At 44.7% G+C, this 20,420-nt stretch carries 17 protein-coding genes; 7 read left to right on the top strand and 10 right to left on the bottom strand.

Features of this window, described 5'->3' with window-relative positions; translation table 11 throughout:
* Positions 1–202 precede the first annotated feature (202 nt).
* The gene (locus tag QT984_RS13155) at positions 203–2,095 is read right to left on the bottom strand and encodes a PAS domain S-box protein (RefSeq protein WP_333374164.1); all 1,893 of its coding nucleotides are present in this window, start codon (positions 2,093–2,095) and stop codon (positions 203–205) included.
* Between the two features lie 474 nt (positions 2,096–2,569).
* Here QT984_RS13155 and purH point away from each other — a divergent pair, with 474 nt between their 5' ends.
* A complete protein-coding gene (purH, locus tag QT984_RS13160; protein WP_333054049.1) occupies positions 2,570–4,117 on the top strand; it encodes a bifunctional phosphoribosylaminoimidazolecarboxamide formyltransferase/IMP cyclohydrolase in 1,548 nt (515 codons plus the stop codon).
* A 333-nt stretch (positions 4,118–4,450) separates the two neighbouring features.
* Entirely contained in the window at positions 4,451–5,395 is a 945-nt protein-coding gene (locus QT984_RS13165; protein WP_333054048.1) for a 2OG-Fe(II) oxygenase, read from the top strand.
* A gap of 412 nt (positions 5,396–5,807) precedes the next feature.
* On the opposite strand, the gene QT984_RS13170 is transcribed toward QT984_RS13165, so the two are convergent.
* Complete coding sequence (locus QT984_RS13170; RefSeq protein ID WP_333054047.1) at positions 5,808–7,289, bottom strand: ankyrin repeat domain-containing protein; 1,482 nt, start codon at positions 7,287–7,289, stop codon at positions 5,808–5,810.
* Between the two features lie 96 nt (positions 7,290–7,385).
* On the opposite strand from QT984_RS13170, the gene QT984_RS13175 reads away from it, so the two are divergent.
* Entirely contained in the window at positions 7,386–7,856 is a 471-nt protein-coding gene (locus tag QT984_RS13175; protein WP_333054092.1) for a DUF4079 domain-containing protein, read from the top strand.
* Positions 7,857–8,130: 274 nt separating this feature from the next.
* Here QT984_RS13175 and QT984_RS29800 read toward each other — a convergent pair whose 3' ends face one another.
* Together QT984_RS29800 and gltD are read right to left on the bottom strand one after the other, a co-directional pair.
* Entirely contained in the window at positions 8,131–8,232 is a 102-nt protein-coding gene (locus tag QT984_RS29800) for a hypothetical protein (RefSeq protein WP_445243026.1), read from the bottom strand.
* 804 nt (positions 8,233–9,036) lie between these two features.
* The gene (gene gltD / locus QT984_RS13180) at positions 9,037–10,521 is read right to left on the bottom strand and encodes a glutamate synthase small subunit (protein ID WP_333209463.1); all 1,485 of its coding nucleotides are present in this window, start codon (positions 10,519–10,521) and stop codon (positions 9,037–9,039) included.
* A gap of 123 nt (positions 10,522–10,644) precedes the next feature.
* On the opposite strand from gltD, the gene QT984_RS13185 reads away from it, so the two are divergent.
* A complete protein-coding gene (locus tag QT984_RS13185) occupies positions 10,645–10,869 on the top strand; it encodes a hypothetical protein (RefSeq protein ID WP_333054044.1) in 225 nt (74 codons plus the stop codon).
* Positions 10,870–11,041: 172 nt separating this feature from the next.
* Entirely contained in the window at positions 11,042–12,073 is a 1,032-nt protein-coding gene (locus tag QT984_RS13190) for a sulfate ABC transporter ATP-binding protein (protein WP_333054043.1), read from the top strand.
* Between the two features lie 259 nt (positions 12,074–12,332).
* On the opposite strand, the gene QT984_RS13195 is transcribed toward QT984_RS13190, so the two are convergent.
* Both QT984_RS13195 and QT984_RS13200 read right to left on the bottom strand, forming a co-directional pair.
* Positions 12,333–12,479, bottom strand: coding sequence for a hypothetical protein (locus QT984_RS13195; RefSeq protein WP_333209460.1), 147 nt, complete (start codon positions 12,477–12,479; stop codon positions 12,333–12,335).
* 288 nt (positions 12,480–12,767) lie between these two features.
* A complete protein-coding gene (locus QT984_RS13200) occupies positions 12,768–13,973 on the bottom strand; it encodes an EAL domain-containing response regulator (protein ID WP_333209458.1) in 1,206 nt (401 codons plus the stop codon).
* 421 nt (positions 13,974–14,394) lie between these two features.
* Between QT984_RS13200 and QT984_RS13205 the strand changes: the two genes are divergently transcribed.
* On the top strand, positions 14,395–14,910 hold the full coding sequence (locus QT984_RS13205; RefSeq protein WP_333054040.1) for a heme-binding protein: 516 nt from the start codon (positions 14,395–14,397) through the stop codon (positions 14,908–14,910).
* On the opposite strand, the gene QT984_RS13210 is transcribed toward QT984_RS13205, so the two are convergent.
* The 3 genes from QT984_RS13210 to QT984_RS13220 all read right to left on the bottom strand — a co-directional run bounded on the left by QT984_RS13210 (position 14,897) and on the right by QT984_RS13220 (position 17,695).
* Entirely contained in the window at positions 14,897–15,313 is a 417-nt protein-coding gene (locus QT984_RS13210) for a secondary thiamine-phosphate synthase enzyme YjbQ (RefSeq protein ID WP_006631723.1), read from the bottom strand. The two genes, QT984_RS13205 and QT984_RS13210, sit on opposite strands and share 14 nt — an antisense overlap.
* Positions 15,314–15,423: 110 nt before the next feature.
* Positions 15,424–16,524, bottom strand: coding sequence for a glycosyl transferase (locus QT984_RS13215; protein ID WP_333315564.1), 1,101 nt, complete (start codon positions 16,522–16,524; stop codon positions 15,424–15,426).
* A gap of 157 nt (positions 16,525–16,681) precedes the next feature.
* Complete coding sequence (locus QT984_RS13220; protein ID WP_333231977.1) at positions 16,682–17,695, bottom strand: hypothetical protein; 1,014 nt, start codon at positions 17,693–17,695, stop codon at positions 16,682–16,684.
* Positions 17,696–17,817: 122 nt separating this feature from the next.
* Between QT984_RS13220 and QT984_RS13225 the strand changes: the two genes are divergently transcribed.
* Complete coding sequence (locus QT984_RS13225) at positions 17,818–18,384, top strand: hypothetical protein (RefSeq protein WP_333231975.1); 567 nt, start codon at positions 17,818–17,820, stop codon at positions 18,382–18,384.
* A 13-nt stretch (positions 18,385–18,397) separates the two neighbouring features.
* Here the strand turns inward: QT984_RS13225 and QT984_RS13230 are convergent, their stop codons facing one another.
* On the bottom strand, positions 18,398–19,831 hold the full coding sequence (locus tag QT984_RS13230; RefSeq protein WP_333209454.1) for a transposase: 1,434 nt from the start codon (positions 19,829–19,831) through the stop codon (positions 18,398–18,400).
* Between the last annotated feature and the right edge of the window lie 589 nt (positions 19,832–20,420).

A 20,420-nucleotide genomic window follows, 5' to 3' on the forward strand; every position in this document is an offset into this window, starting at 1 on the left:
CGTCCAAAAAGGACGGGCGGGACGCCCATCCCACAATAACAATTAAAATTGTAAGTTATTTAATTCGCGATCCTAAGTATGCGTTCCCAGCCAGAGTCTGGGAACGAGAAAAAACGATTTTTCTCGTTTTGTAGGAGTGCGAGTCCCCCTCGCTTGTTTGCCTATATATCAAGTTGGTAACGTGTAGATTGCACATTCCGCGCTAAGGTGCGATCGGAATTCTGATAGCAAATTCCGTGCCCTTGCCCAATTCCGAATTACAATATAATTCGCCTTTGTGTCTTTCTACAATAATTTGATAGCTAATTGACAAACCCATTCCCGTGCCTTTGCCAATGGGCTTGGTAGTAAAAAATGTATCGAATATCTGCTGTTTGACTTCCTCAGTTATTCCAGGGCCGTTGTCGGCAATTTTAATTTCTACAAAATTGCCGACAACTTCCGTACCAATCATAATCTGGCTGGGATTTTCTAGCATTTCTCGACAATTTTGCCTACTGTTCGCATCTTCTAAAGCATCGATCGCATTGCTGAGGATATTCATAAAAACTTGATTGATCGGCCCAGCGAAACACTCAACGGTTGGCAATTTTCCGTAGTGTTTTACAATTTGAATTGGCTGCTTTTCTCCGTTCCCTTTCAAACGGTGATTGAGAATTAACAGCGTGCTGTCGATACCTTCGTGGAGGTTAACGGGTTTCATCTGTGAATCGTCATGCCGCGAAAAGTTCCGCAGCGACTGCACAATCTGGCAAATGCGATCGACACCAACGCTCATTGAAGATAGTATTTTAGGTAAATCTTCAGCTAAAAAATCTAGATCATTTTTTTCTCTTTGCTCTTGAATTTCTGCGACTGGATTAGGATAGTGTTGTTGATAGAGTTCGAGGTGATCGAACAAGTCTTGAGTATAATTGGTCAGATGAGCGAGATTGCCGTAAATGAAGCTGACTGGGTTGTTAATTTCGTGAGCGACGCCGGCAAGTAGCAATCCCAAACTAGACATTTTTTCGCTTTGAACTAATTGGGAATTAGTGGCTTTTAGTTGCTCCAGTGTGGCTCCTAGTTGAGCTGCTTGTTCTCGGCTTTGTGCTTCGGAATTATGCAAGGCTTCTTCGGCTTGTTTGCGCTCAGTGATGTCTCTCTGTACGCCAATAAAATGAGTTAATTGGCCCATTCGATCGCGCACGGGAGATATGGAGAAACAATTCCAGAAAGCGGTTCCGTCTTTGCGGTAATTCTTTAATATTACCTTGCATTCGCTTTCTGCTTGCAAGGCTTGGCGAATTATTTCTACTGCCGCCGGATCCGTATCGCTTCCGTGCAAAAATCGGCCGTTTTTTCCGATAATTTCCTGCCGCCGATAACCTGTCATGCTTTCAAATGCTGGATTGCAATAAATAATTGGATTTTCGGGGTCAGTGGCGTCAGAAATCGTAACTCCGGTGCTAGTAGCTGCGATAGCTCGATCGTACAACCAAAGCATTTCTTCTGCGCGCTTGCGATCGGTAATGTCCCGCAGCGTAGCTAAATAAGCCATTTCTCCGTCCCATTCCGTTTCCACCACCCGCATTTCTACTACAGCATTTGCTTTTTGCTTGCGAATAGCTTCAACTTCTGTTTGCACGACGCGAGTTCCTGGTGCTTCTGTTTTTCCAACTTGGGGAATAATATCCGTCGCCATCTCAAGGTCACAAGCGGAAACTTCTACTACTAAATTGCCAAAAAATGCTTGCCCTAAAAGTTCATCTGCGGTGCAGTTAAACAGCGCTTCTGCTGACTGGTTGGCAAAACAGACAAGTCCTAGCTTGTTAACGATTGCGATGCCGTCGGCATTTTTTTCGATCACATTCCTAAACCGAGATTCGCTAGCTTTCAAATCCTGCTTTAGCTGTTCCATTGCTCGCTCCATCTGCTGCAATTCGCACAAACTAACACTATAAGCTTCGGAAATATTGGTCTCTGGTGAATTCTGGATTCTTTTTTTTGAAATCTGTTGGTAGCCTGTTCTATTAGTCAGATTGGGAGCAGTTTGTTTATGATTCCTGCTAATATTACTGAGCTTATTTTCTGGATCTGCTTCTTGAAAAAACATATGTTAACCCTACCAAATTATTGTTTAGATTAATGTGTGGCGATCGCCCTATTTTTCGGGAAATTTAGGGAGAGAGCAATTTACACCCGATGCTAGCACATTACTTTTAGAATTCATCATAAAACATCGTTAAAATTCAAGAGCGATCGCCCTATAATTATCTATTAAGTTTTATTAAGTAATTTCAACAACATTGACACTTACGTAGCGACACGAACTGTGGAAGCTGGATATGGCTTCAATCCCCCTCGCACTCACAAAATAATCAGTTCCACGCGCAAGTTCTAGATATCTAGAAACCACTGGTCAGTATAAAATATTATATAAATTTGACAAAAAATATGGTCACAAATAAGCGAACTCATCTTTGATTATTAAAAATAATCATAATTAGCCATGACCAAATCATCTCCCTGCGGGCCGATTTGGTATAGAATATAACCTATCTATTTTTGCGATCGCAACTTCAAACCAATGGCACGTCTAGCACTTCTGAGCACATCCAATAAAACCGGACTAATCGACTTAGCGCGCAGTCTAGTAGAAGAATTTGAATTTGACATAATTAGTAGTGGCGGGACAGCAACGGCTCTCAAAGAAGCAGGCATCCCAGTCACCAAAGTTGCAGAATATACTGGTTCCCCCGAAATTTTGGGAGGGCGAGTCAAAACACTTCACCCACGAATCCACGGTGGCATTTTAGCACGCCGCGACGTACCGGAAGACCTCGCAGATTTAACCGCAAATCAAATTCGGGCGATCGATCTAGTTGTAGTCAATCTGTATCCCTTTGAAGAGACAATTTCTAAACCAGGAGTTACTCTAGCAGACGCAATTGAGCAGATAGATATCGGCGGGCCGGCAATGTTGAGAGCTTCCGCCAAAAACCATGCTCATTTGACAGTTTTGTGCGACCCAGAACAGTACAATACTTATTTAAAAGAACTGCGGGAAAATGGTGGCGAAGCATCCTTAGAGTTTCGGCAAAAATGCGCTCTAGAAACCTTTAAACATACAGCCAACTACGATCGCGCGATCGCAACTTATCTCAGCAGCAGCCAATCCGCTGAAAAATCTTCGCTACCAGACGAGTTTAATTTATCAGGAAAAGAGTTGCAAACTCTCCGCTACGGCGAAAATCCCCATCAAGCCGCCACCTGGTATCAAAGCGGAACTACACCGACAGGCTGGACGACTAGCACCATCCTGCAAGGCAAAGAATTAAGCTACAATAATTTAGTAGATTTAGAAGCAGCAAGGCGGCTAATCGTAGAATTCCCCGACACACCTGCCGCCGCTATTCTGAAGCACACAAATCCTTGCGGTACAGCCTTGGGAACAACTATTTCTGAAGCTTATCAAAAAGCCTTCGACACCGATTCAGTCTCAGCTTTCGGCGGAATTGTCGCCCTCAATCGCCCGATTGATGCTGCTACCGCAACGGCGTTAACTCAAACATTTTTAGAATGTATTGTCGCGCCGGGGTGCGAGCCAGAAGCAGAAGAAATTATCAAAAAAAAGGCGAAAGTTCGAGTATTAATTTTGCCAGATTTGACTCAAGGGCCGCCACAAACTGTTAAAGTTATTGCAGGCGGTTTGCTGGTGCAAGACTCAGATAATATAGTAGAAGAAACTAGCAAATGGCGGGTTGTTACTGAGAAACAGCCGACGGCGGGAGAGTTGGAAGAATTGCTGTTTGCTTGGAAAGTAGCGAAACACGTCAAATCTAATGCGATCGTTGTGACGCGCGATCGCACTACAATCGGTGTCGGCGCCGGACAAATGAATCGCGTGGGTTCGGTTAAACTAGCATTGGAACAAGCAGGAGAAAAGAGCAAAGGAGCGATTTTGGCTAGCGACGGTTTCTTCCCCTTCGACGATTCCGTAAAAACGGCGGCTGAGGCGGGCATAATTGCGATCGTCCAACCAGGAGGAAGTATGCGCGATCGAGATTCCATTGAAGCCGCCAACCAACTCGGAATCACAATGGTTTTCACTGATATCCGCCACTTCTTGCATTAGGAATAAGACCTAAAGCAATTTTCAATTGTGTGCCATATTGTAGGGATACAATAGTGTTTATTGGTCTTAACTTAAGTCGGAAATTATTTGTATCTCTGGTTTTACTCTAAGTCTCGATCCCCCTAAATCCCCCTTAAGAAGGGGGACTTTGAGAAGAATCCTTTCCCGTCTTAAGACGGGAGACTTTGACACTCTTGTCTCCCCCTTAACAAGGGGAACTTTTACACTCTTGTCCCCCCCTTTTTAAGGGGGGTTAGGGGGGATCGGGAAGGCTATGACACCAATCAACACTGTTATGTCGTACCAAATTCCCAGTTGCGTCCTTCAAAAATTATGACTAGCACAATTCAACCGCAAATTAAACCCCAAGACATAAAAGTCAAAATCCTGCTCACCGGGGGACATCAATGCACCGTCACCCTCAAATCTGATACACCATTATTGCACAGCCTGATCAAAACATTAGTCGATCGCACCCAACAAACACTGGGTTTTTCGCCCTTATTTCAAATCCCCATAGACGACGGGCGTTCCGCCCTTTCTTTTCCCGGCGAACACCTAGTCGGATTAGTCACAGAACCCCCAATTTACTTGCAGCAACTGCAACCGCAGCAGCCTGCAACTCCTGTAGAAATTCCCGCCGAAATTCCCGCCGAAATTCCCGCCCCTGCGCCGCCTGTAAATGACGACTTAATATCTCGCTACGCCCAAATAGACAACTTTTTGACCCCTGCCGAAAAAAACAAACTCCTTAAATATGTCTTAGCAAAAGAATCAGAATTTGTGACAACCAGCACCTCAACTAATGCCGAAGACTACCGCCGTTCGATGGTACTCCACTCGTTCCCCGAATTTTCCGAACTGATGGTTAATCGCATCAAAGCAATTCTCCCCGACGTGCTGCAAAAATTAAATATTCCCTCATTTCCGCTTGGTGAAATAGAAGCTCAGTTAACCATGCACAATGACAACAACTTTTATAAGCTTCACAACGACAGCGGCTCTCCAGATACCGCCACCCGGTTTTTCACTTACGTTTACTATTTCTATCGAGAACCCAAAGCTTTTTCAGGTGGCGAATTGCAAATTTACGACAGCAAAATTGAGAACAATTTTTATGTTGCAGACAAGACATTCAGAACTGTTGAACCTCGCAATAACAGCATAGTATTTTTTCTGAGTCGCTATATGCACGAAGTTTTGCGAGTTAGCTGTCCCTCAAAAGCTTTTGCTGATAGCCGATTTACTATTAACGGCTGGGTACGTAAAGCAAATTGAGGTTAATATCATGTCGGGTCGAGCTACCGCGATTTTTGTAGGGGCGGGTTCCACCAACCATAATCGCCAATAATTGACAATCTCAAAAACCCGCCCCGACCGGGATATTATGGTTAATCGATCGGACATGATATAATTCATTGTCCGGGACGCACTAATCACCTAATTATGTCATTCTGAGTGAAGCGAAGAATCTCAAATTATTGCCACACCATTACAATGGGTAAGTCCCGATATCTGATACCAATTTCATAAAGTTATGCTACATAGAAAGTTTTACTCCCCCCCTTAATAAGGGGGGGTTGGGGGGGTAGATATGTAGCGCTATTTTATGAATTTGGTAGGAGATTCTTCACTTCCCAAAGCCTACCCTCAGAATGACAGAATTATCTTACTCAAAACTATTTCATTCTTACTCCAGTGCTCCAGCACTTTTGAGCAATTTTACCACACTGGAATAACCCTTAAACTCAGCCAGCATTAAAGCTGTATAATTTCCCGGATTTTTGTGGTTTAGTTCTGAACCAGCATCAATTAAAATCTTTACTGCATCAGGATAACCCCGATGTGCGGCCCACATTAAAGCAGTTGCGCCCGAATCATCCAGCACGTTGACATCGGCACCTTTTTCGACTAATAATTGGACGATCGCCATATAACCGCGATCGCACGCCTTCATTAAAGCCGTTTTCCCCAAATCCGCCGGGACATTGGGATCAGCACCGCCCTCAAGCAAAGCCTTCACAGTCTCGGTATGTCCGTGAAAAGCAGCCAGCGTCAAAGCCGTCTCCCCAAAGTTTTTCGCATTCAGAAACTCATCCCGATTTGAGTTTACTTTTTGCAGCAAAGCCGATACGATCGCACTGTGGCCGTGAACAGCCGCCACCAGTAAAGGCGTATCGCCCAACCTATTTCTAGCACCGACACTAGCACCTCGGTTTAAGAGCAATTCCACCACATCTTCGCAGCCTTCAACCACCGCAAAATTCAAAGCAGTTTCATCATCTTTATCCTTAGCGTTGATATCCGCGCCAGCATCGAGTAAGATATGGGCGATCGGCGCATTTCCCCCAGCAGCAGCCGCCATCAAAGCCGTGCCCCCATCTCCATTTTTTACATTCGCATTAGCACCCGCACCAAGCAAAGTTTGCACCACATCAGTATTGCCAGAATCCGCAGCCAAAGTTAAAGCAGTTTCTCCGTTTTTGTCGGGAATTTCGACATCAGCACCAGCAGCCAACAGCGCCTCGACAACAGCCAAATTTCCCGCCGTCGCAGCCAGCATCAAAGCAGTTTTGCTCTCTAGATTTTTAACATTAGCATCCGCCCCACACTTGAGCAAAATTCGCACAATTTCAGCGCTACCTTGACGGACAGCTAAAAACAGCATAGAATTCTCAGCAACCGCACCCGCATCCACCAAAGCTTTGACAACAGCTTCGTGACCCGATAAAGCAGCTATTTTCAGAGCAGAATCTCCATCTTTATCTCGGACATTTACATCAGCATTAGCATCAAGTAACATCCGCACAACATTGATATCTCCTTTGAGAGAAGCCGCCATCAAAGCCGTACTTCCATCATCATTTTTAGCATTAACATCAGCACCCGCCGCCAGCAACAGTCGCACAGAGTCAGCCTGTTTGTGAGCCGCCGCCAGCATCAAAGCCGTTAGCCCAAAACGCCTGCTCACCTGGTTGACATTAGCGTCATTGTTTAGTAAACTACGCACGATTTCTGTATAGCCCTTTTGGGCAGCAAACATCAAAGCCGTCGTCCCCTCAGAGTCTTTGGCGTTAGCGTTAACACCCTTAGCGAGTAAAGCTTGGACGTGAATAATGTTGCCAGTCTTGGCGGCTTGAATCAATACAGCGTCTTGTTTAGTGGCAGCCATAATAGTCTCTCATACCGTATATTTTTACCGTCGCACGAGACGGCCTGACTGGTATGCTAAGTTTTATGAAGTATGTTTGCTAATCCTCAGAACACCATGAATCTCGAAATTCCTCAGTCAGTGAAAGTTTGGAGCCAATTCTTCCACCCAGTTTTAATGTGGGTACTGCTGGCCATCTCATTTTATGCTTTGTATCTCGGCTTGCAAATCCGCCGTACCAGAAGTGCCGAAGGTGAAGTCAAAAAAGAGTTAATTAAGGGCAAATTCAACATCAAACACCACCAAATGGGTTCTTTGCTGCTAGCCTTGATGGTAACGGGGGCAGTGGGCGGAATGGCCGTCACCTACATCAACAACGGCAAACTATTTGTCGGCCCGCACTTGCTAGCAGGGTTGGGAATGACGGCAATAATTGCGATCGCAGCATCGCTGACTCCTTTGATGCAAAAAGGCAATGATTTGGCCAGAAACACTCACATCTTTCTGAATATTGTGCTCTTGGGGCTGTTTGGCTGGCAAGCGGTATCAGGCGTAGAAATCCTGCAAAGAATTATCAGCAAAATGTGATAATTTGAGTAAAATTGCTAATTGCTAATTGCTTTGGGGCGATTAGCGATTAGCAAGTAATTTTTTTTTTATTTTAATATCCCAGCTTTTTTTGATATTTTAATAGATTAAAATTAAATTTAGCGACAAGTTATAAAATTAATTAGGTGATTTTTTGAATACACAATAAGAAAACACCTGCTATTAAACCTGGTAAAACGCTTTATTTACGCAACAAAAAGCGCGGCTATTTCATTATAAACAAATCCGGTTCTTCTTTACTTGGTATGCCAAACTAACAGTTAAAATGCCAACTAAGCAAACCTCTATTTTTGTAGGTTTCAAAAATCCTCAAGCCATAGGCAGAACGTTTTATTAACTTAAGCTTGTTGTTAATACCTTAAACAATACCACTTCTTGTCCTATTATCAAAGTAAGCAATTATCTCGTCAAACCAATTAGTAATAGTCTTAACAGTATCGGGAAAATATTGTTGAGTTCTTTTCTGGCAGATACCAATTCTCAACAATGCCCTCAACCAATTGGTTTTTTGTACTCAAATATTTGTCGGAATTTTTCTTGTAATTTATGCCTTTCTGCAAGATTGGGACACATATTTTTAACCTCAATTTATTTGACTGATTTAGCTATTGATTTAGCATACCAAGTAAGGAAGAACCGTTTTTCATTTCTGACTCAAGTGAATTAGAATCAGACATCGATTTAAAAGTAAATTAGAATAGTTAAAGAGAAAAATCAGTTGTAAGTTGATCTCTGTAGGAGTAAAGATTGTAATCTTAAAATTTTTTCCTTATAACCGATAACTCATCAACTTATTTATTTTTCATTCCTAAGATACAAGGGGCGGGATTCACCAACAATATTTGCCTAAAATCCATAATTTCGTAAACCCGCCCCCACGAACACGGTAAATCGCAATCTACCTATTTCAAGGTACAAAGGGCGGGTTTACAACATTTTGGGTTTTTAAATCAAAATCTTGGCGAATCCGCCCCTACGGGCTTAATACAGCGTATTCCAGGTTTATGAAGTACACCGCGCTCTCACGGGGTTTCTTTACAGTTCTGGCATCATTACTGATTCTGTTGCTCGAAACCCGGTCGATCGCGATCTACATCTACATGGAATAAGCTGTAAATTATGGGAAATTAAACAATCTCGATCGACCCACACCTACCAACTAAGGCAAATCAGTGCTCCCCATCAGATAAAGGTCGCACTCCCGGGCCACGCCCCGCCCTTCGTTAATCGCCCAAACCACCAAACTTTGTCCCCGGCGACAATCACCAGCCGCGAAAACTCCCGGAATGCTGGTTGTATATTTTTCGTGCTCGGCTTTCACGTTGCTGCGGGCGTCACGTTCCAATCCCAAGTCATCCAGCAAGGGCTGTTCCGGGCCGAGGAAGCCCATCGCTAACAAAACAAGCTGTGCCGGCAACACTTTTTCGGTGCCGGGGATGTGGTTCGGAATAAACTGCCCTTTCTCGTTTTTCGCCCACTCCACCTCAACGGTGTGCACAGCTTTGACATTGCCGTTTTCGTCGCCCTCGAACTTTGTCGCCGTGGTGAGATAGCCGCGGGGGTCATCGCCGAATTTGGCTGCGGCTTCTTCTTGGCCGTAGTCGAGACGGTAGACTTTTGGCCATTCAGGCCAGGGATTGTTGGCCGCGCGTTCCGAGGGCGGTTTGGGCAGGATTTCTAGCTGTACGAGGCTTTTGCAGCCGTGGCGGATGGAGGTGCCCACGCAGTCGGTGCCGGTGTCGCCACCGCCGATGATCACGATATCTTTGCCTTCGGCGGAGATGAAGTTGCCGTTGGTGCTCTTGTCGAGAACTGCTTTGGTGTTCGCAGTCAGGAAGTCCATTGCGAAGTGGATGCCTTTTAATTCCCGGCCGGGGATGCCCAAGTCGCGGGGTTTTGTCGCGCCGGTACAGAGCACAACGGAGTCGTATTCTTTTAGCAGTTGTTCTGCTGGTAAGTCTTTGCCGACTTCGGTGTTGCAGACGAATGTCACGCCTTCGTCTTCGAGGACTTTGAGGCGGCGCATCACGACTTGTTCTTTGTCTAGCTTCATGTTGGGGATGCCATACATTAGCAGGCCGCCTGGTCGATCGGCTCTTTCGTATACTGTTACCCAATGACCGGCTTTATTTAGTTGCGCGGCGGCGGACAAACCGGCGGGCCCGGAACCGATGACGGCGATTTTTTTGCCGGTGCGTTTGGCGGGTGGTTCGGCGGCAATCCAGCCTTCATCCCAGCCTTTATCGATAATCGAGGCTTCGATGTTTTTAATCGTCACCGGCGGATTGTTGATGCCGAGCACGCAAGCGCCTTCGCAGGGGGCGGGACAGACGCGGCCGGTGAATTCAGGGAAGTTGTTGGTTTTGTGGAGTCTGTCAAGGGCTTCTTTCCACAGTCCGCGATATACTAGGTCGTTCCATTCCGGGATGAGGTTGTTAATCGGGCAGCCGCTTGCCATGCCGCTGATAATTGTCCCCGTGTGGCAAAACGGAATGCCGCAATCCATGCAGCGCGCGCCTTGGGTGCGGAGTTTGTCCTCTTCCATCGGCAGGTGAAATTCGTCCCAGTTGTGGACTCTCTCGACTGGTGAGAGTTCGGAGGGCAATTCGCGCAAGAATTCGATAAAGCCTGTTGGTTTTCCCATAGTGGTGTTCTGGTTAGAATTTACTATTCTGTCCGTTTCTCAAAGGTGAAGCTGGCGGGCTTCTGAATTAACTATTGTGATCTAAATTGTGTGCGATCGCACCTCAGATTGAGCAATTTGTACATGAAATCTTTAATATCGCCGGGAGTCGGGGAATTGTCGGCAGCGGTAAAATATAGATATATCGACAGCAAAGAAACCGGGTTTTTTACGGGAATTAAAGGTTTTAAAGGTTTTGATGCAGTATTTTCGTCCATCAAACCCGGTTTCTACGTAATTTCAGCATGGCTTATTCTGGGACGATCGCATTTACGGCTACAGCCACATCTGAAAACCCTCGCGGGTTAACTCAGACGGCCCGCCAGCGTCAACTTCCAAGCGCCGTCCCCATCAGGAGGGCTCGAAATACAATACAAAAAGTTACAGACCTTGCAAAATATTAATTTCAGGATATACTACTGTAAATCGGTCAGATATATGGAGTTAATACCATCAACTCCTAAAATAGGTACACAAAGTCATGAGCATTACAATTGAGAACGTATCGAAACACTTCGGCTCCTTCCACGCGATTGACAACGTGAGTTTGAAAATAAAAAACGGCTCTCTAGTCGCGCTTTTAGGGCCTTCCGGTTCGGGGAAATCGACTCTGCTGAGGATGATTGCTGGACTAGAACCGCCGGACACGGGTCATATTTACCTGATCGGCGAGGATGCTACCCACCAGTCGGTGCAGGAACGGAATATTGGTTTTGTGTTTCAGCACTATGCTTTGTTCAAACACATGACTATTCGGAAAAATATTGCTTTTGCGATGGAAATTCGCAAAGTTCCTAAAGACTCTATTCGCAGGCGGGTTGATGAACTTTTGGATTTAGTTCAGTTGAAAGGTTTGGGCGATCGCTATCCTTCGCAACTTTCCGGCGGCCAGCGGCAGCGGGTGGCTTTAGCCAGATCTCTAGCAGTTCAACCGAAAGTGCTGCTGCTAGACGAACCTTTTGGAGCATTAGATGCTAAAGTTCGCAAAGAATTGCGATCGTGGCTGCACAACCTTCACAAAGAAGTTAACATCACCACAGTTTTTGTGACTCATGACCAAGAAGAAGCTATGGAAGTAGCCGATGAAATTGTGGTGATGAACCAAGGTAGAGTCGAACAAGTTGGCACTCCTGCTGAAATTTACGACAAACCGGCAACAGCTTTTGTGATGACTTTTATTGGGCCTGTCAATGTGTTGCCCAATGCTGCGGGTTTGTTCGCGAGCAACGGTACAACGCCTCAAAATAGTGGAGCGGCTCATTGTGAATTAGTATTTTGGCGCCCCCATGACGTGGAAATTCAAACTAAGCCGGAGTCTGGTTTTGCATTAGCAAAAGTCAGCCGCATCATTCATGTAGGACGCGAAATTCAAACCCAGTTATTGTTAGAATCGGGTCAGGTAGTAACAGCTTACGTAAGTCGCGATCGCTTCGATTATCTACAGCTCAAGCAAGATCAGCAAGTTTACGTCAAGGCCAAACACGCGATGACTTTCCCTGCTTATTCAGCTTAAATCCGTGGCTGCATCTTACTCAAAATACTATCGAGGATCTCCTACAAAACACTGTTGCCACATCGTTACCAGGCTTGTGCCTGGTAATGCTGTCTTGTGGATATAAATCGGAGGAGCGGTTCTTCCTTCCGTAGGTCAAAAAAAATATCAACTCCGGCTTTAAGTTCTCCCCCTTAGTAATAATTTCTTCAGCCGTGTATTTGGCCATGACTCCTTTTAATACTTCTTCAACCGCCGGATATATAATGCGAGCAATGACTTATTCTTCGTCATCTATTTGTTTAAAAATAGCTGGGACTTCTTCTAATAGAATGTGCCTGTTGAGCGCTACATATGTGAAAAAATCTTGCAAATATTTTGAGGAAGCTTCAGCGGAACTTTCCTGTTTTTCCACCCTGACGCTCAACTTTTTTACAGTATAAACTGTGGGGGTTATTACGTGATTTTCTTCTCCTACTAACTGTTATTGCACTTTACCAAACTGCATCAGCACGCCCAGTTCTCCGAGGTTGACAATGACAAGCAATTTGGACAAAATAGCTAAAAATACTATCGAGCTAGTTTAACAGCTATGTAAACATCCTTATTGTATTGCTTGACTTGATTTACTCAACGTTACTGGTAGATTATAAAAACATATTTTACCCCAACTATGGCACTTAATTATCTGCTCTATATTGACTTTATAGATATTTTATTTTCCGGTCATTAACAAGTATTCAAAATCCGCTGCAGCCAAAGGAGGACTAAACAAATATCCTTGCATTATATCGCACTTATAGCGCCAGAGAAAATCTTTTTCTGCTTCTGTTTCAACTCCTTCGGCAATTACCTCAAGACAGAGACTGTGCGCCATTTCAATAATAGCTTTCACAATCGCTGCATTTGTGCAACCATCGGTAATATTGCTGATAAAACATCGGTCTATTTTTAAAGTATCGAAGGGGTATTGCGTCAGATAGCTTAAAGAAGAATACCCAGTGCCGAAATCGTCAAGAGATATACAAACTCCCAAATTTTTCAAATGTTGCAAAGTCGCGATCGCACTTTCGGCATCCTCTACCATCAAACTTTCTGTCAGCTCTAATTCCAAACTGCTCGCTTCCAAACCAGTTTCTGCTAAAATTTGGGCAACTCTGCTGCTGAGATCCGGTTGGTGAAATTGGCGTGGCGACAGATTCACCGCTACCCGCAGCCCCGAAAAACCAGCATTTTGCCAAACTTGCATTTGCTTGCAAGCTGTCTGCAAAACCCACTCACCTAACTCTACAATGAAGCCAGTTTCTTCGGCATGGGGAATAAATTCTGCGGGCGAAATCAGCCCTTTTTCTGGATGTACCCAGCGCACTAAAGCTTCTGCGCTCATAATTTTACCAGTCTGGACATTGACCTGCGGCTGATAGTAAACTTGGAATTCTTCTCGTTCCAGTGCGTTGCACAAACGAGTTTTGATCTGCTCTAGTTTGTCGGCAGTCTTTTGGATAAATTCGCTGCTTTGCGATCGCAAAGTATTGTACTGTTCAGCAACAGCTTCTTGTTTTTTCAAGCGGCTCGATATCGCGCCCACAAGTTCAGCTTTACTAAAAGGTTTAGTCAGGTAATCATCTGCCCCCAATTCCATACCTTGCCGCATTTCAGAGCGATCGGCTTTACCGGTGAGAAAAACAAAAGGTACTGTAGCAGTAACAGGATTAGATCGCAAGGCCATCAGCACCCCATACCCGTCAAGTTCTGGCATCATCACGTCGCAAATAATCACGTCTGGAAGATTTGACACCGCCGCATATAAACCTTGCGATCCATTTTCTGCACCCGTCACGTCGAAACCTTCAGCTTTGAGGAGTTTGAGAATATTCTCCCGAATTACTTGCTCGTCCTCAATCACTAGAATCTTTTTCATACGTCATTCCCTGAAAGCGGTATAATTGATAGGCGTTACTGAACGCGATAAGCGTCCCAATAACTGAGAACGCACAGATCGATGGGCCCAACAGCCGAATATTTTCCGACACAAATAGCAAACACCTGAAAAACGCTAATTTTTCAAGCACAACTAGATTAATGTTTCTCTGCTTAGTCAGTGCCGTCCGTATTATTACGAGGTTAATTAATAATCTCTCAACTAATTCTAGGCGATCGATAGTTAGCAGCGCCTTAAATAACTGCTAAACTAATTGTGCCACCTGAACGATTGTCTGCAAACAATCTCAGCCTATTTATATCAGTTGCCAAAAACCATGCAACTGCAAGCAAGTTCCAAACCCTTGCGGAGTCAGTCTTTCCCCATTCTTCAATGTAAAATCTCAACTTTTAAATCTCAAATGGTATTACCTACTGGATTCCCTGAACCCGCACAGATTGGGGTGATAGAAGTGAAGCAATATCCTCAGTACCGCGCTGTCACCTACACCCACGCGGGCGATTTGCGACAAGCAACTGGCATCGCCTTCAATCCCTTATTTCAACACATCAGCAACAACCAAATTGCGATGACAACGCCAGTAGAAGCGCGCTATACGGAAACTTCCGAGGCAATCGATGCTGTTCCCCAAGCTGAAGTTTCGTTCCTCTATCCCACACCAAATATCGCCCCCAGCAGCGTTAACTCCGCTGTAGAAATCACGGATACTTCGCCGATGACGGTTGTCAGCATTGGCGTGGGCGGGGCCTACACTTGGGAAAGCTACGAAAATAACCTCCAGAAACTCAAAGATTGGCTTCAAGAACATCCTGAATACGAAATAGTCGGGCCGCCGCGCCGTTTTTTTTACAATTCCCCGATGACGCCGGAAGCAACTAAAATCAGCGAGGTACAAATTCCGATCAAGTGCCGCTGACGTGAACAACTAATTCGCGAATGTGACCCCGCTGGCGGTGTTCCCACAGGTAAATTCCCTGCCAAGTTCCTAACAGCAACCTGCCGCGATCGATCGGGATTTGTTCAGAAGTATGAGTCAGCGCAGTGCGAATGTGCGCCGGCATATCGTCTGGGCCTTCGGCATCGTGAATGTAGCGATCGTCCTCCGGTACCAGTTTAGCCAAAAAGTTAGCCAAATCCTTAAGTACATCCGGGTCAGCATTTTCTTGAATCACCAAACTAGCAGAAGTATGGCGCAAAAATAAGCTGCAAAGTCCCGTTTTAATACCTGAATTCGCCACCGCATCTTCTATCTTAGGAGTGATTTTGGACAGAGATTTCCCGGTAGTTTGAATCTTGAGTATCTGTTGATAGTGATTCATTCGATTTTAGATTTTAGATTTTAGATTTTAGATTTTGGATGAGACTGATGCCAAACTCTTCTGTTGGCGGAGGTAGACTTTGTTTGTGTAAGATCGATTTCTAATCGGACTTATGAAAAATAGTCTACAACAGCTTGGGCGATCGCCTCCGTACCATTTTTATCCAATTTATCCGACAAACGCGGCGGATGCAGCGGTTGTCGCAAAAACTCCCAATCCCCCTCAAAAAACTCCGCCGCCGTCACAATTTGATGTTCCGCATAATTTTGAAGCCATTCCAGCAACACCGCAGCTTCTGCAAAACCTTCTCTCATGATAGAAACAACAGGTATTTCCAAGCGCAAAGCTTCCGCAAAAGTGCTGTATCCGGGTTTAGAAACTAAGCGCCCGCAGACAGGCATAATATCAACCGGACGCGGTAAAATCGGGAAAGATTGTGTAAACTCTTCATTTTTGACATAAATCAAATTTGGCAAATCGGGTGCTCCCGCATCAAAAGTAATAAATTGCCAGTCGCTAAATTGCTGTAAATTTTGATAAGGAATTTCCTCTAAACCCAATCCGCCGAACGTCAGCAATACAGTTTTTTCCAGCGGTGTTTCGATGCCGAATGCTTCCCGAACTTTATCGTTACTGTAGCGAGGATTGCCGCCAGTCAAGCCCACATCTTGAATATTTGGGAAAGCTGCCATCGGTTCGTGCAAAGGAAGACGAAAAAGCCGATCGCACATTCCGAAACACTCACCAATCCAATCTGCCATTTCTACAAATTCCCCGCCCCAATCGCGATAGATAAAATCCCACCCAAAATTGCTCATCATCCAGCAAGGAACCCCAGCCGCTGCCGCCATTCGCGTTGCCAAAGGAGGAATATCTGCCAGCACCAAGCCCACCCGATTTTGCTTGATAAAAGTAACTTCGCTGGCAATTAGGGAATTTTGCTTTTTCCGAATTTCCCGCAATTTTTCCAGCGTCGCGTCTTTATCCATATTCAAACTGTCAGCTTGCACCACACCCACATCAAAAGCGCGGGGACGGTGGATAAAGTCGCCACCAATGTAAGATTCTAGCAGCCAGCGAGGTGCTGTTGTTGTGATAATTAGTAAAATATCTGGATTTAATTCTTGAATTTTTGCAGCTACGGACGCAACTCGGACAGCGTGACCGAATCCGTGATTCGTGATGGCAATATATAATGTTGGTCTAGACATTGATAATAGGGAATGGGGAATTAGGAATTAGGAATTGGGCATTGGGCATTGGGCATTGGATGTAGAGACTGGAAGGCAACAAGGCCAAGCTTCAAGCAACGCACAACCAACAATGACACAATTAATAACTAATGACTATCGAATACGCAAGAATTTATCAATCAGACGCGCCCTCAGACCAAACAGGCAATTGATTAATCTTGTCCAGGGTTATATCTACATACTTTTTGCCGTCCGCCGCCAGATTTTCCCCAAAATATCCCTCATCGCCGTCGTGCTTGTGAGGGCCGCTCAAAGCTGCTGCATAGCGGCCTTGCAAACGAGCTTGGTTGAAAGGAGAAGTCGCGTACCAGTACCAGCGACTGGGAAAAACTATGCCGCCAATATCCTCAACTGAATCGCGAGTGCCGCGAAAGTGGAAAATGCGATCGGCTTCTGCAAAACCATTTTCTCCCGAAAACACGCCCCCAACCGAAACAACCGTAATTTCTGCCTTCAGCCATTCTTTAAGATAGCGAGTAGCACCCAAAGCAACTTGTGCTCCGCCGCTAGTGCCAATTAAAATAACTTTCACAGGTTTTTGAGAATTAACTGAAATGGGAGATTGAGCATTCATCCGCTCGATAATTGCATTAGCTATTCCCTGATTGTATGCAAAGCCGTAGCGATAATCTAGAGAAATTGCAAACCTCCATAGATTGCGAATTTTAATGAATATATTCCCCGCAATCGGCCCTTTTTTTGCCTGTTCTGCAAACCGCCAAAAAGGAGCTAGCCAGCGCTCTCCTCCTAAACTTTTGTTAGAAGCTGAATAAGGAAAAACATCGCCCACTGCTACGCACTGCGGATGACTTTTAACTAAACGCTTGAGAAACAACTCTTCACCAGGGGTTAATTCGTCCCCCGAAAAATCGCCAACTCCCGTTAAAAAGATGATATAACAATTGAGTGGCGAAGACTTACGCGCTTCTAGATTGCCCTTGTTTGAGGGCAGTATCTCCGGCGGATTTTTCTTGATACCAAAAGTTTCAGCACTTTGATTCAGCCACCATATAACAGTTCCCACCGGCGAAAGAATGCCCCAAATTATCAGGATTACACCTGCGATGAGCAACAAATTTAAACTTCCCCCGCGCAGCCATGCAAGTATCCGTAAAATCAATCTTAGCATTTAATAAAATCTGGTAGAATGCCAATTAATTACTTAATTACCTAGAAATACTTCGGTGATTCTGCTGTATTAGAGCTTATTTTGTAAAAGTTGTCAACTATCTTGAGGAGCAGGAGTTCAACGTGAAAGGAGAAGATTCAATTGCAGGTTTGGGCGCAACGCTTTGGAACGCACTTTCTTTGAACGGCAATTTTTACGAAAAAACTCCCTACACTCGCAGAACTAAGCGAATAGCTTTAACAATTGTAATTTTAGCTGCGCTGTCCCGCGTGTTGGGCAGTGCTGTCATCTTGTTAATCAACCGGACTGAGCTATCAGTATTATTTCTAGGACTTTTGATAGAGGGTTTGGCAGTCGCGGGGGGTTATTATTTTTGGACTTTCAGTATCTTTAAAATTGGGGAGTGGCTGAAGCCGGGACACGTAACTTATGGGGAGTTGCTGGTTCCGATCGGCTTTGCCTACGCCCCCCAAGTGCTGAATTTCTTAACGTTGATTCCTTTGCTGGGAGAAGGAATTGAGCGGATATTAGCTGTGTGGAGTTTGCTAGCTGTAATTGTGGCGGTTCGCCAAGGTTTGGATATTAAAACTCGCTGGGCGGTGTTAATTTGTTTGGTGGGTTGGCCATTGATCCAAATTGCGATCGGCTTTGTGGAAGTAATTGAACAGTTGCTTTCACGATGGCTGTGAACTAACCTGACGGTCAACTGGGTACAGTTAGACCGCAGGCTTCTTTTTCCTTTTTTGCAAAGGCTTTTTTGAGTGACGGAGTTCCCCCGCCACTTTTGTAACTCAGACCAATCTTTCTAATAAGTTTAGCTGAATTTTCATCTCGATCCAAAGATTCTCCGCACTGACAGGAATGCCAGCGTTCCGATAATTCTTTCGGGACTTTATTGATACATTTCCAGCAATGTTGAGAAGTTCCTTTCGGGTCAACAAACAAAACGCTTTTACCTAGCTTCCAGGCGACATATTTTAGGACGCTAGCAAATTGCCCGTGAGCAGCATCAAGCATTGATTTATTCAAACCGCTCTTAGCTGACTGACCGTTCGGCAAGTAAACCAAATTACCATCCTCAATATCGGTCTTGGGCTTGGCACGTCTAGTTAGATTTTTGACGCTCAAGTCTTCAACAACTAAAACATCGCATTTACTGAATAGCTCATGTGCTGTTTTGAACTGAAAATCTAATCTAGTTCTAGCTACAAACTGATGGAGTCTGGAAATCTTGCCCTTGATAATCTTCCAAGGTTTAGAACCCTTTACTCTACCAGCTAACTTCGCTTGAAGCCTTGCTAACTTCTGGGCCGACTTCCTCAAGAATCTAGGATTCTCAACTCTTCTGCCATTGGAAAGATAGACGTAATGGGTTATCCCCATATCTATACCAACAGTATTTTCGACCGTCGGTTGAATTTCTGTAACCGTTACGGGAACCGTCTTATCTTCTAGCGTCAAGGAAATATACCACCCATCTGCTTCTCTGATAACACTGCCCGTCTTAACTTTGAACCCTGTTGGTATTGGACGATGGAATACCATCGGCACTTGACCTATCTTTGCTAGGTCAATACAAATCCTGTTTTGCTCGTCCTTAACGATATGTAAATTATCTAGTTGAGGGTATGTGAAGGATTTGTAGTAATGAAGCCCCTTGAATTTGGGCTTACCTCTACGATTACCATTCTTGTCGGGCGTGGTAAAGTTTGAAAAGGAAGTTTCAACTCTGTTAACGACATCTTGTAAGACCTGAGAATCTAACACTTTATAATCAGGAAACAGCTTCTTAGTGTTTTTCAGGTCGGCAAGTTGTATCGTCTGCCACTGTACATATCCGCCTTCAAGGTTCGAGAAAACGTCGCCTTTCCTGGTTAAAGGATTGCCTAATTCATCCTTCTTCCTACCATCCCTAGTCTGCACTCTCGTCAAAGGAATATTTCGATAAATCTCCTCCACAGGGACTATCGAAACAATCAAAGGGCAGGCGTTGACGGGCGTTCTCGTGGCTTCCCACCATCTAAATCTTTCGCTGAGTCGGTAGTTGTACTGCCGACGACAAAGCTCTAGATGAGCCACAATTGTTGTTAGTTGGGCTTTTGTGGGTTTGAGGCGGTATTTATAAGTTAGCTGCATTTTTAAGCTTCCTTTTTTCGACCTTTGGATAGTATAGTTTATGTGTGTCCAAAATGCCATACCAAAAATTACTATTTCAATACTTGGAAGGTACATCAAAAAATCAAGATGCTCCCGAAGATTGATTCATAGTAGCCAAATGTGAACAAACCTGACGGTCAACTGAGTACAGTTAGACCGCAGGCTTCTTTTTCCTTTTTTTTCTCATGCTTTTTATAGTGAGGTAGTTCCACCCCCACTTGCTAATTTAGTATCAGAGTATTTCCCGATCATCTTGGGGTATAAAAGAATAATTGTCGGTTTCGGTACCTACACCCGACGAGCCTTTCATCCCAAGGAGTAATTTATTCGGGGTACGGGGCGCAGCGCTCAGATGCGTCCCCTTTGAATATACCGAGGGACTTCCCGGCTGGTAGTTAATTTACACTGCCATTTGTCGATCGTACTGCGAGACGGCAACCACACCTATAGTATTCGGGTCTCCCCACTGTCCCTACCCCTTTAGCAAGATACATTGTTATAGAAGGAAATACACAAAAATTTACATCTATAATTTGTGTAGTGTTCCAAATCGCTCCTCACCAGCAGC

Origin of the sequence: Microcoleus sp. Z1_B2 (assembly GCF_036700325.1) — a bacterium.
Classification (GTDB): domain Bacteria; phylum Cyanobacteriota; class Cyanobacteriia; order Cyanobacteriales; family Microcoleaceae; genus Microcoleus.